The sequence below is a fragment of the Acinetobacter sp. ANC 4178 genome (assembly GCF_004331175.1).
Lineage (GTDB): Bacteria > Pseudomonadota > Gammaproteobacteria > Pseudomonadales > Moraxellaceae > Acinetobacter.
Genome location: NZ_SJOD01000001.1, coordinates 219,525 through 231,393, shown reverse-complemented (window position 1 = coordinate 231,393; position 11,869 = coordinate 219,525). Strand labels below are relative to the sequence as shown.

Sequence of the window (11,869 nt, the reverse complement as noted above, 5' to 3'; positions counted from 1 at the left end):
ATTGATGTATTTCAAAATTAACCTCCATATTCTTTCTGGTTATGGAGGTTTTTTATTGCCCTTGGTTTAAGTTGTTTATTGAAACACGTTACAATTATTCTATTCCTGTCAGTTATCTTTGAATATGCCTTTCACCATTGCAGCCCAAGTCAGTTATGAAGAAGAAATAAAGAAAAGCCGTTTCCAAGCCATTGCCATTCCTGTCGAAAATGAAGAGGCTGTAAAAACTTTTCTTGAAGAAAACAAAGATATCACTACGACCCATCAATGTTGGGCTTGGAAGATTGGTCATCAGGTTCGCTTTAATGATGATGGGGAACCCTCAGGTACGGCGGGGCGCCCTATATTGGCCACCATAGAAGGCAATGAGCTGACGAATGTACTGGTGCTCGTAAACCGTTGGTATGGCGGGGTAAAGTTGGGCACAGGTGGCTTGGTACGCGCATATGGCGGTAGTGCAGGGCAATGTCTACTTCTGGCAGAGAAAATTGAGTTAATCGAAAAGAAAATGGCATCTTTTAGTTGTCAGTTTTCGGAGTGGTCGATTTTTCAGTATGAAATGCAACATCAGGGAATCGACTTTCAAGAACAATACACCGCAGAGGGTGTTGATGTTGAGTTACAGTTGCAAGTCCATCAAATTCCAGAATTAGCCGATAAGATTCGTGATGTTACACGTGGTCGTGAACAACTGAAATTAGTGGAAGAGCAGCATGACTGAACAAGATCCTTTACTTAAATATCGTGAACAGCATAAACACCGACTCAATTATATGCCTTGGCTCTACTGGACTTTAAAGCCGAAACATCGTGCATGGGCGGAACAATGGCAAAATGAATATCAACAATATTTAAGAGAAATGGAAACGGTAGAGATTGGCAAGAACTGTTTTATTTCACCATTGGCCCATATTTTTGCAGAGCGTGGGCGTACCATCAAAATTGGAGACAATTGCTTTATTGCCGCAGATTGCACCTTGCATGGACCACTGGACATTGGCAATGAAGTTGCCATTAATCATCACTGTATTTTAGATGGTGGGCGGGTCGGGATTAAACTGCATGATCAAGTACGCATAGCAGCCTATAGCCACTTATATGCTTTTGATCACGGTATGCAGTTAGACCAACCAATTTATCAACAACCTGTGCGCTCACAAGGAATTGAAATTGGGCGTGATGTTTGGTTGGGCGCACATGTCGGTGTCAAGGATGGGGTGAAAATAGCAGATCATGCAATTGTTGGAATGCAAAGTATGGTCACCAAAGATGTGGGTGAAAAAGAGATTGTGGCAGGTAATCCAGCACGCTTTATTCGTTACCGTGAATAGAATAATTGTATATTTTTCATCACTCTCGGTTACACAAAAGATGCCAACTCATCACTAGATGTGCTAAGTTTAGAGACAACAACTAGACCTATAGTCCCCAGAGACTAATTGAGAGGCGAACAATGAAACGGGTAATAGCGTGTATAGATTCTTCTCCCTGCATCAATGCTGTCGCAGAAGCAGCAGCTTGGATTGCAAAGCAAACACAACGCGAACTCGTGTTATTACAAGTGCTAGATTACTATCCTGCCAGTTATCATTTAGGTGAAATTAGTGGGGTAATCGGTTTTGAAAGTAATGCAATGCTCTTAAAAGAGCTGGCAGAACTTGAACAAAAGCAAAGTCAATTAGCCCTAGATTATAGCAATAACCTACTCAACCATATTTCTGAAATGGTGAAGGAAAAATATGGCTTAGATGCAACGCATATTCAGGAAAAAGGTGACTTTCTAGAACAAAGTTTTCATGTGCTTAAAGAAGATGATATTGCCGTGATTGGTCGGGTAGGTGAGCGCTCTGCCGAGCGTAACAAACCCATTGGTGGTAATGTTGAAAACTTTATTCGTGGCGTTAACAGCACTGTACTGACAGTTGGTGAGAAATTTGTTCCACCTACGCGTTTTATTTTTGCCTATGAATATTCACCGACCTGTATCAAGATGATGCACAGAATTGCTCAGAGTGATCTATTACGCCTATTACAGTGTCATTTGCTTTACATCGGCGATCATCCTGAAATCTTAAATGAACCATCGCAGTTCTTAAGAGATGCTGGTTTAGATGTCGTGGTTGAATACCGTTATGGTGATGTTTCTGAAAACATCTTGGAATATCAGCGAGAACATGATATTAAATTAGTAGTCATGGGGGCTTTTAGCCACAGTAAAATTCACCAATTCTTTTTGGGAAGCATTACCACTACGATATTTAGGAATTCAACAGTTCCACTCTTGGTCGCAAAATAAAGAACTTCGAGTGGACTAGCCTAATGTATAGTTATCCGCATTATATGTGGATAACTATATGGACAATACTTATAAATACTTGTATTTTAACATAAAAATGCAATAGAGTGTTTTTTGTGCTTTGTTGGCTATTTTACAATCGCAATAGCAAAACCATCATGACCTTTACTGCCAACCGTTTGTAGTGCTGTACAAGACAATAATCTTGGGTGGTTTTGCAAGCGCGCAAAAGTTTCCCGAATGCCTTCAATGCTCGGCTTGTGATTATCGGGATTCACGATATCACCAGCACGAATCACGTTATCGAGCACAATAATTGTACCTGAGTGAGATAAGTCTAAACTGAGTTCCAAGTATTCAGGATAGCTTTGTTTATCGGCATCAATAAAAATAAAATCAAAAGGTTCAAAATCAGCAGGGAGTGCTTTGAGTACATCTGCTGCACGCCCAACTTTAAGTTCAATGGTTTGTGGTAGTTTGGCGCGGTCAATATTTTCTTGACCCAGTGCAGCATGCGTATCACGTCCCTCAATGGTAAGAATATAACCATCTTCAGGCAGGGCACGAGCTAACCACATGGTACTGTAAGCTGCAAATGTGCCGAGTTCCAGTACACGTTTACACTGATTCATTTGAATCAGCATTTGCAACAGCATGCCTTGATTTGGAGCGACAGCAAGATGGTCAGGAAAACCTTTTTGAGCCGTGTTTTCAAGTGTTTGTATCAGAATAGGGTCTTCAGGAATTAAATGTGTATCGATAAAATTATCAATCTCTGACCACATTTCTTGCATAATCTTAGCGCCTAAATATCGAATCAGTGCATTTTAAACATTTCTAGACAGAGTTCAATTCTCTCAGAATATTAATCACTGAAAATAAAAAACAGAGGTAGGTAGACCTCTGTCATGGAATGCGTGTTAATAATTACACATGGATGAGGAGCGACTTAAATCTGGCCCCCAAGTGCGGAAGCCTTGAGTATCAATATGAATTTGCCCTGAAGCATACAAGCCTAAGCCCATATTGAGGCTTTGCCCATATTGTTCCCAGAACTGACACAGCTTAAATTTGGTATTTTCAATAAAAGCATAATCTTCTGGTTGCGGATATTCAGGCCCAATACGGAAGTCGATGGCAGAATTAAACAAGTGGCGTGAGGAGCTTGCGCCACCAGCACATTGGTTTAGCGTTAAGTCGCGGTAAACGGATGTGACTTCAAAGTCGGTTAATACTTTGGACGCTACCAGGTATTTAAAGACTTTAAGTGTTGGTACCTGATTTGCCCATAACTCACGTGTAGGGATCATGTATTGCGAACGACCACATTTTTGCCAATCGCGGGCGGTTCGTAATAACTCAAACGTGGGAATAATATTACCGACATTATTTTTTTCTAGAAAAACTTCGTATTCACGTACGCGTCGTAAGTTATCGCTAGCAGCAACCCAACTGTTGTAGGTATATGGAATAATTTTAGGGGGAATTGGACGTTCAACAATTACGCGTTCTTGAGGTATGAAAATCCGTTTTCCATGAGGTGCGCCTTGCCCAGATTTATGAGGAGATGAACTACATCCGATCATAACCAAAGGGATTATACTCAAGCTGAGCACACCCTTGAAAAAATGCTTCATGTATGAAAATCAAATGCTTAGAAATATAGCTGCTTATTTTAATCGAAAAGGGATGTATAAATTTGGAAATTTTGCAATCAAATGTGTGTTTTTGGTATAAAAAAAGATCAGCAACTGCTGATCTTTTTTAATGGCTTATTTTTCAAGATATTGTAACTTGTCTGCTTTACCATTCCATTCTTCACGGTCAGCAGGTTGGTCACCAATTTGAGTAATGTTTGGCCATTTTTCAGCAAGTTCTGCATTTAGCTCGATAAATACTTCTTGACCTTCTGGCAGTTCATCTTCAGAGAAAATTGCATTTGCAGGGCATTCTGGTTCGCACAGTGCACAGTCGATACATTCATCTGGGTTAATCACCAAGAAGTTAGGACCTTCGTAGAAACAGTCAACAGGGCAAACTTCTACACAGTCTTGATATTTACATTTAATACAGTTTTCAGTGACAACAAAGGTCATGGCGACAGCTACCTAAAAAATATGGTTTTAATTACTCATGCGGTATTTTAGGCAAAAATGGGGATAACTAACAATTGCTTTTATTGATATTTGTTATTCAAATGCGTGAAATAAGGATATATCAATGAAATTTATCGAAATTCAGACCTATTTGTATGCCCATTTTATAGAAAAATAGAGTCTTAATAAATTATAAAAAACAAATACTTAGATTGATATTCTATCAGTGTGGTAGGGTGCAGGTCTGTATAGAGCCGTATAAGTTCAAGATAAACATTGTTCTATGAAATTTCGTGTCCAGATGCATAAACTTCAGTCATTTTGGCAGTCGCATGACCTGTAAGTGGTTGTGCTGAGTTGTCTGCTTTCTTAAGTATGAAGGTAAAAACGGCTTGAACTTCATGAAAGGTAGGAATTTATGGTCCCTTCAAATTCAGGGAAACATTCTATATTTTGGCAGTAGCTAGAAACTGGTGTGATAAATACGGGTGATCCATGTGAGTCCAGTGTTCCTTATTATTTTGAAAGCTCGCTCCCAACTTTTTGGCGTCAGTAAATATTGAATGGACTTAAAATATTATCTTTGTATTGGTTTAAAAATTTTAATGGCGCTATGGGTGGATCAGTGGAATACGTATTTCTCTGCAACCTGAAAGTGGTTTGTGTGAAAAAATGAGTAATATTCAACATATTTAAATTAATTTGTAAAAAAACACACTTATTTTTAAAAAATGATACATTAAGCAATAGATATCAAAAAAATGTTGATTATTATAGCTTTTTTAAAATACTGGGGATTTCATTATGCGTAAAATTTTTTTTTATCCTTTTTTATCCTAACTAGCGTCATTACAAACAATACTTATGCATCAGAAGACCAAATTTCTTCTTTAATTTTAAAAGTTAATGCCAAATCAAACAATAATGCCGAAATTGACTTCATGGAGAATAAGTTACTTGGGCGTGCGAGCTGGAAAATAAAGTGTCAGTACAAAGTATTTGAGGACATGAGAGCCTGTGTTATGAGTAAAGGGCCTATTTCTATTCTGCGTGTTAATCATCAATATATTGTGAATGTTGGTGAAAAGAATTTAAAGGATAATCCAGCTTTTATTCATATAGATAACAATGAAATTCTTCAAGAGCGTGAAGGCTTATTTAGAAACGGTTCTGAATTGATTAAACAATTTAAACGTGGAAATTATGCTTTTACCCGATTCCAAAATAATAAAAAACAACTGATAGAGAATAAAATTTCATTGGATGGCTTTACTGATGCATTTAATGATATGGAAGCTCAATTTTCCAAATTAGGCAATGATAAAAATTATAGCTTCTAATTATGGCGCTACGGAGTATCTATGAATGATTGTATTCCTCTAGATATTTCGTAGCGTTTGAACTTTACATTCTAATCAAAACTACTTAATGAGCTTTCACACCCAATCATCAACTTAGTTCTCTATAAAAAAATAGTCGCTAAATTTAAGGACATCTTTGTGGTGAAAATAGAGCCATGATTTCATTTTTTGATTTTCATTCAATGATTGATCATTAATTATAATAATATGCTTTTGAGGCTGGATTAAATGTCGTATTCCAAGAATAAAGCTGGTATTTGAACGAGTAAATTTTTGGTTTATTGTCTGAAATTTCATCGATATGTCATGAAAAATAGTCGTCTATTTTAATAAAACCTCATATATGACATTAAGAATCTTTATTGATGCTCGACCTGTATCCTTACTGAATGGAAGCAATTTTAGTTTTTACGGTGTCATGGTGTTGAATGATTTTTGCAAGTTTAGCTACTGCTTGTTCCATTTGCGAAACATCAAAGTCTCCCAATCCAAGAATGAGTCCAGAACGTTTCGTTTGATTTGAATACGTGGGTGAAACAGCTTTAATGGATATCCCAGCCTCAAGTGCTGTTTGGGCAATTGTGAGGTCATTTAAATGATCGGCTAACCACAGCAACATATGCATACCCTGATCGCCAGATTGTAAAAAACCAAGGTGTTTTGGAATATAGCGTTCTACCAGATCGATTAATTGCAGACGATTTTCTGCATAAACTTTTCGGATACGCCGAATATGTCGTTCTAAATGACCTTCTTGAATAAAGGCTGCCAATACATGTTGATCTGCTGAAGGTGGGTGACGGTCAATCAATGCTCTTAGCCCACAAAATGGGGCAACCAGCTTTTTAGGCAAAATGGCATAACCTAAACGTAAGGATGGAAACAGGACTTTACTGAATGTTCCTAAATAGATGACCTGATCAGTTCCCATTCCTTGTAGTGCTGGAAAAGGTTGACCACTGTAGCGAAGTTCGCTGTCGTAATCATCTTCAATTATCCAAGCATCCTGTTGTTTTGCCCATGCGAGTAATTCAGTTCGTCTTGCTAGGCTCATGGGCATACCCATAGGATATTGATGCGAAGGGGTGACAAATGCGGCACGTGCATGTTCAGCAAGCGCTCGACCGATATTGACTTGAATACCTTCTTCATCAACAGGTACGCGTACGATTTTTAAATGATGTAATGAATGCTCAAGTATGGCTGTAGTCCCCCGATAAGCGGGATCTTCGACCCAAACCATATCATTGGCATTGAATAAAATTTGACTGCAAATATATAGTGCTTGTTGGATTCCGCTAGTAATCACAATTTGTTCAGGCTCACAATGCACAGAACGCGAGCGCCGAACATAATCAGCAATGGCGATACGTAGAGACAAGATGCCTTGAGGATCATCATAACCTGAGGGGGCTGCAATGCCACGAGCACGGTACTGATTTCCATATTTCCGCCACATCTCATTCGGTTGAGTACGGCCTATGGGCACAGAAACGGCAAAAGGCCGATGCGGTAAGGGTCTAAATTCTTTGAGTATTTCAGAAAATGCTTGTGCGGCTACTGTAAGCGGGATGTCGGTTTCTTGTTTTTCTCTTTTTAAAGTCGCTGTAGTCGAATGGTTTAAAGTCTGTGAAACAAAAGTTCCTTTTCGGGCATGAGATTCAAATACACCTTCTGCGATAAGTTGCTCATAAGCTTCAATCACGGTACCTCGGGCAACATTTAATGTTTGTGCTAGCCCGCGGGAGGAAGGTAAGGCATCACCAGATTGTAAATCACCCCGTTGAACGGCTGCTCGGAAGATGTGAATGAGTTGAGTACTGATCTGGCCATTGGCCTTGTTCAGTTTGGTCATAGAGGGGAGATCTATTACTTTTGTCATTCTTGCCATAATTCTGGTCTACTAAAATTTAGATAAACTGGTTCTTTTTTATAATCCAATTAAAACTGAAAATTTACAACATGTAAGACAAATTAAGATTTGGAAAATAATAGGAGCCATAGACCATGTACGTCCCCGCAGAATTTGAAGAAACCAATATAGAAGTCATGCATGAACTCATACAACAATATCCTTTAGGAATTTTGCTGACGCATGGACAGCGTGGTTTAGATGCAAATCATCTACCTTTTGAACTTGATGCTGAAGTGACTGAATTGGGCGTACTGCATGCACATGTAGCAAGAAAAAATCCAGTTTGGCAAGATGTTCAAGATGGTGATGAAGTGCTAGTGGTATTTCGAGCAGGTGATGCCTATATTTCGCCACAATGGTATCCGAGCAAACAAGAGCATCATCAACAAGTGCCCACTTGGAACTATCGAGTAATTCATGCCTATGGAAAAGTTAAAATACGTGATGATGAGCGTTATGTACGTGGAGTGGTGGCACGTTTAACCCGTACCCATGAAGCCATGCAAGCTGAACCATGGAAAATGTCGGATGCGCCAAAAAATTATATCGAGCCAATGTTAAAAGCCATCGTGGGGATAGAGATTGAAATTACCAAAATTCAGGGTAAATCAAAATTAGGTCAGAACAAAGAGCATCGAGACGTTATTGCTGTCGCCAAGGCATTATCTGATACAGGTAAGCAGGAGATAAGCGAAGCAATGCACCAAGTGGCAGCATCTAAGAAATCAGCTTTAGAGGTAGATGAAACATGCCGTGGTTAAAGCCAGTCACCCTAGTGGGTAAAAACATTAAATTGGAACCCTTAAGTTTAGAGCATGAATTAGCACTGAAAGAAGCTGTGTGTGATGGTGAACTCTGGAAACTTTGGTATACCTTTATTCCTAAACCTGAACTTATGCTTAACGAGATACAAAGACGACTTGAATTGCAGCACAAGGGAAGTATGTTGCCCTTTGTGGTGATTGAACAGCACAGTGGTCGGATCCTTGGCATGACCACTTATATGAATGTGGTTGCTGAACATCGTCGCGTGGAAATTGGTTCAACATGGTATAGACAATCTGTGCAGCGGAGTCATGTGAATACGGAGGCGAAGCACTTGTTGCTTACGCATGCATTTGAAGTATTAAACTGTATTGCTGTTGAGTTCAGAACATCGTCCTTTAATTTGAAAAGTCGTGCTGCAATTGAACGCTTAGGAGCAAAATTAGATGGCGTGTTAAGAAATCATCAAATTGTGCAGGATGATATTTTACGTGATACCTATGTATATAGTATTTTGAAAAATGAATGGCCCGCTGTGCAGCAAAATTTAGCGTGGAAACTTGAGCAATCTCGATGAGTGAAGTGATACTCAAAATGAAAAGGTCGGTGATATTCAACCGACCTTTTTTTAAAGCTTAACTTTCTAATTGTTCTTTGAGTTGATACAAATGCTGTAAAGCTTCACGTGGGGTTAGGTTATCGACATCTAACGCTTTTAAAATTTCAAGCGCAGGAGATACTTTTTCCACTTCAACCACACGTTCGATAATGTTAGGTTCTGCTTGTACGGCAGGTGCAAATAAATCACGTTGCACCGCCGTATTGACGTGCTGTTGCTGTTGGCGCTCTAAAATTTTTAAACGGTTTTGCGCTTCTTTAATCACATTCGCAGGAATACCCGCTAATTTTGCGACTTGTAGACCATGACTCTGACTGGCAGGACCTTGTTGTACTTTATGCAGCAAAATCAAATTGCCATTCAGTTCTTTGGCACTGACATGATAATTGTAAATACCTGATTCTTTACTCAACTCAGTCAGTTCAAAATAATGGGTGGCAAACAAGCATAAACATTTCACCCGTTTGCTCAGGTCTAAAACACAAGCCCAAGCCAAGGACAAGCCATCATAGGTACTGGTTCCACGACCCACTTCATCCATGAGCACCAAGGACTGATTGGTGGCATGATGCAGAATTTGCGAAGTTTCGGTCATTTCCACCATAAAGGTCGATTTGCCTGTCGATAAATCATCGGCAGAACCAATACGGGTAAAAATACGGTCAATCGGACCTAGCGTAGCGGACTGTGCAGGGACAAAACTACCACAATAAGCCAGTAAACTAATGAGTGCGGTTTGACGCATAAAGGTCGATTTACCGCCCATGTTAGGGCCAGTAATAATCGCCATGCGGTGTGCATAATCCAGATGCGTATCATTTGGGGTAAATGCAGTTTTACTTAATGCCTCTACCACGGGATGACGACCTGCCATAATCTTAATGCCCGTTTCTGGACTAAATTCAGGTCGAGACCAGTTTCTTAAACGGGCTTGATGGGCAAAGTTACTGAGCAAATCAATTTGAGCGATGGCAGCACTCATCATTTGCAAAGCTGCAATATCTTGACGAAGCTCATCTAAAAGCATTTCAAACAGCATTTTCTCGCGCGCTAATGCACGAGATTCACTGGATAACACTTTATCTTCAAAACTTTTCAGTTCTGGCGTGATATAGCGTTCGGCATTTTTGAGGGTCTGACGGCGAATATAGTGCTCAGGTGCTTGTTCTGCTTGGGCACGAGTCAATTCAATGTAATAGCCACTGACACGGTTGTAGCCGATTTTCAGGGTAGGAATACCAGATTGTTCGCGTTCTTTAATTTCCAGATCGATCAGGAACTGCCCAGCATGGTCACGAATTTTGCGTAATTCATCCAGTTCACTGTCAAAACCTTCTGCTATGACATTGCCATCACGTAATAGCACAGGTGGATTTTCGATAATTGCTGCAAGGAGGCGCTGGTATAAACCATTAAAGTCACCTAATTCCTCATTGAGTTGTTGAATCAACTGAGATTCTTGGTTTGCAACAATTGGGTTGAGTGCATGGCGTAAAAATGGCAGTTGAGCACTCGCTTGGCGTAATTGTACCAAGTCGCGTGGACGCGCGCTTCCGAGAGCAACACGGCTAAGCACGCGTTCAATGTCCCCAATTTCTTTCAGGACTAATCGAATAGGAGCTTCATGATAGCCATCAATGAAAGCCTGAATGGCATCAAGACGTGCATCGAGTAAGGCGGTATCCCGCAGCGGTTGCATGAGGGTGCGGCTTAATAACCGACTGCCCATCGCGGTTTGGCAATCATTGATGAGTTGAAATAATGACGTTCCATGTTCGAATAAAGGATCTACAATTTCTAAGTTACGACGTGTAACAGGATCAAGGGCAATAAAGTCACTGCTTTGTTCTAGCTGAATACTACGGATATGCGGCAGCGCAGTTTTTTGTGTGTCTTTGGCATAATGAATCAGCGCTGCTGCCGCAGCTTTTGCCAAAGGTAAATGATCAATCCCAAAGCCAGAAAGTGTTGAAACGCCAAGCTGATCACACAGGGTTTTTTGTGCATTATTTAAATTAAAGTCAACATTCGGACGCTTAGTTACAGGACAGTCGAGTTGTTTTTTGACTTGTTCTAAAATGTTGGGGTCAACAATATCTTCATCGACCAGAATTTCACTTGGCATGAGGCGTGCCAGTTCGATGCTGAGTTGTTCCAGCTTAAAATCTTGTTGTTGAACTTTAAAAATGCCTGCACTCAAGTCAAGTAAAGCAATACCAATTTGGTTTTGTTGTAAGCATAATGCTACTAAATTCGAAGATTGATGGCTATTGAGTAAGGCATCATCAGTGAGTGTACCTGGGGTGAGAATACGAACCACCTGACGATCTACAGGTCCTTTGCCTGTGACTTCGCCGACTTGCTCGCAAATAACAACGGTTTCGCCTTTTTTGACTAAACGCGCCAGATAACCTTCTGCTGCATGAAAGGGTACGCCAGCCATTGGGATTGGATTGCCATTGGTTTTACCACGGTGGGTGAGCGTAATGCCGAGCAGTTTGGCTGCTTTATGTGCATCGTCAAAAAAAAGTTCGTAGAAATCACCCATACGATAAAACATTAAGGCATGAGGATGCTGCATTTTGACTTTTAAGTACTGTTGCATCATAGGAGTATGGGAATCAATAGTGGCTATGATGTCTTGCAAGCTCATGTATATGAAATCCTTAAGTTTCAATAGTATAAAATATGGGTTAAATTTTAGAATCGACATAAATAATGCTTTGTAGATTCTATTCTAAGTCGAAAAAAAAGACCGTTTATAAACATGTAAAAGATCTTGGAGGAGTGAGTTGGTTCCCTATCGCCTCAAGTGGG

At 39.9% G+C, this 11,869-nt stretch carries 11 protein-coding genes; 6 read left to right on the top strand and 5 right to left on the bottom strand.

Going from position 1 to position 11,869, the window contains the following annotated elements; genetic code table 11:
* Positions 1-124: 124 nt before the first annotated feature.
* The 3 genes from E0H87_RS01065 to E0H87_RS01055 all read left to right on the top strand — a co-directional run bounded on the left by E0H87_RS01065 (position 125) and on the right by E0H87_RS01055 (position 2,296).
* Positions 125-721 carry an IMPACT family protein gene (locus tag E0H87_RS01065; protein ID WP_131322481.1) on the top strand — a complete coding sequence of 199 codons (597 nt, stop codon included), beginning with the start codon at positions 125-127 and terminating at the stop codon, positions 719-721.
* Positions 714-1,331, top strand: coding sequence for a DapH/DapD/GlmU-related protein (locus E0H87_RS01060; protein WP_131321594.1), 618 nt, complete (start codon positions 714-716; stop codon positions 1,329-1,331). Before E0H87_RS01065 ends, E0H87_RS01060 begins: the two co-directional genes overlap by 8 nt.
* A gap of 122 nt (positions 1,332-1,453) precedes the next feature.
* Entirely contained in the window at positions 1,454-2,296 is an 843-nt protein-coding gene (locus E0H87_RS01055) for a universal stress protein (RefSeq protein WP_131321592.1), read from the top strand.
* 128 nt (positions 2,297-2,424) lie between these two features.
* Here E0H87_RS01055 and E0H87_RS01050 read toward each other — a convergent pair whose 3' ends face one another.
* The 3 genes from E0H87_RS01050 to fdxA form a co-directional block, all read right to left on the bottom strand.
* Positions 2,425-3,090 carry an O-methyltransferase gene (locus tag E0H87_RS01050; RefSeq protein WP_131321591.1) on the bottom strand — a complete coding sequence of 222 codons (666 nt, stop codon included), beginning with the start codon at positions 3,088-3,090 and terminating at the stop codon, positions 2,425-2,427.
* Positions 3,091-3,216: 126 nt separating this feature from the next.
* The gene (locus tag E0H87_RS01045) at positions 3,217-3,933 is read right to left on the bottom strand and encodes a D-Ala-D-Ala carboxypeptidase family metallohydrolase (protein ID WP_131321590.1); all 717 of its coding nucleotides are present in this window, start codon (positions 3,931-3,933) and stop codon (positions 3,217-3,219) included.
* A gap of 135 nt (positions 3,934-4,068) precedes the next feature.
* Positions 4,069-4,392 (bottom strand): ferredoxin FdxA, encoded by a 324-nt coding sequence (gene fdxA / locus E0H87_RS01040; RefSeq protein WP_067657771.1) that lies wholly within the window; start codon positions 4,390-4,392, stop codon positions 4,069-4,071.
* Between the two features lie 941 nt (positions 4,393-5,333).
* On the opposite strand from fdxA, the gene E0H87_RS01035 reads away from it, so the two are divergent.
* Positions 5,334-5,732 (top strand): invasion associated locus B family protein, encoded by a 399-nt coding sequence (locus tag E0H87_RS01035; RefSeq protein WP_227547290.1) that lies wholly within the window; start codon positions 5,334-5,336, stop codon positions 5,730-5,732.
* Between the two features lie 403 nt (positions 5,733-6,135).
* On the opposite strand, the gene E0H87_RS01030 is transcribed toward E0H87_RS01035, so the two are convergent.
* Positions 6,136-7,644 carry a PLP-dependent aminotransferase family protein gene (locus E0H87_RS01030; RefSeq protein WP_131321588.1) on the bottom strand — a complete coding sequence of 503 codons (1,509 nt, stop codon included), beginning with the start codon at positions 7,642-7,644 and terminating at the stop codon, positions 6,136-6,138.
* Between the two features lie 116 nt (positions 7,645-7,760).
* On the opposite strand from E0H87_RS01030, the gene E0H87_RS01025 reads away from it, so the two are divergent.
* Positions 7,761-8,429: an FMN-binding negative transcriptional regulator gene (locus E0H87_RS01025; protein WP_131321586.1), complete on the top strand. Its 669-nt coding sequence runs from the start codon at positions 7,761-7,763 to the stop codon at positions 8,427-8,429.
* Positions 8,417-9,010 carry a GNAT family N-acetyltransferase gene (locus E0H87_RS01020; RefSeq protein WP_131321584.1) on the top strand — a complete coding sequence of 198 codons (594 nt, stop codon included), beginning with the start codon at positions 8,417-8,419 and terminating at the stop codon, positions 9,008-9,010. Before E0H87_RS01025 ends, E0H87_RS01020 begins: the two co-directional genes overlap by 13 nt.
* A gap of 58 nt (positions 9,011-9,068) precedes the next feature.
* On the opposite strand, the gene mutS is transcribed toward E0H87_RS01020, so the two are convergent.
* Positions 9,069-11,705: a DNA mismatch repair protein MutS gene (gene mutS, locus E0H87_RS01015; RefSeq protein ID WP_131321582.1), complete on the bottom strand. Its 2,637-nt coding sequence runs from the start codon at positions 11,703-11,705 to the stop codon at positions 9,069-9,071.
* Between the last annotated feature and the right edge of the window lie 164 nt (positions 11,706-11,869).

Bases quoted from the DNA above. Each gene is read 5' to 3' on its own strand.
- E0H87_RS01065 (WP_131322481.1), top strand. From the start codon at position 125: ATGCCTTTCACCATTGCAGCCCAAGTCAGTTATGAAGAAGAAATAAAG.
- E0H87_RS01060 (WP_131321594.1), top strand. From the start codon at position 714: ATGACTGAACAAGATCCTTTACTTAAATATCGTGAACAGCATAAACAC.
- E0H87_RS01055 (WP_131321592.1), top strand. From the start codon at position 1,454: ATGAAACGGGTAATAGCGTGTATAGATTCTTCTCCCTGCATCAATGCT.
- E0H87_RS01050 (WP_131321591.1), bottom strand. From the start codon at position 3,090: ATGCAAGAAATGTGGTCAGAGATTGATAATTTTATCGATACACATTTA.
- E0H87_RS01045 (WP_131321590.1), bottom strand. From the start codon at position 3,933: ATGAAGCATTTTTTCAAGGGTGTGCTCAGCTTGAGTATAATCCCTTTG.
- fdxA (WP_067657771.1), bottom strand. From the start codon at position 4,392: ATGACCTTTGTTGTCACTGAAAACTGTATTAAATGTAAATATCAAGAC.
- E0H87_RS01035 (WP_227547290.1), top strand. From the start codon at position 5,334: ATGGAGAATAAGTTACTTGGGCGTGCGAGCTGGAAAATAAAGTGTCAG.
- E0H87_RS01030 (WP_131321588.1), bottom strand. From the start codon at position 7,644: ATGGCAAGAATGACAAAAGTAATAGATCTCCCCTCTATGACCAAACTG.
- E0H87_RS01025 (WP_131321586.1), top strand. From the start codon at position 7,761: ATGTACGTCCCCGCAGAATTTGAAGAAACCAATATAGAAGTCATGCAT.
- E0H87_RS01020 (WP_131321584.1), top strand. From the start codon at position 8,417: ATGCCGTGGTTAAAGCCAGTCACCCTAGTGGGTAAAAACATTAAATTG.
- mutS (WP_131321582.1), bottom strand. From the start codon at position 11,705: ATGAGCTTGCAAGACATCATAGCCACTATTGATTCCCATACTCCTATG.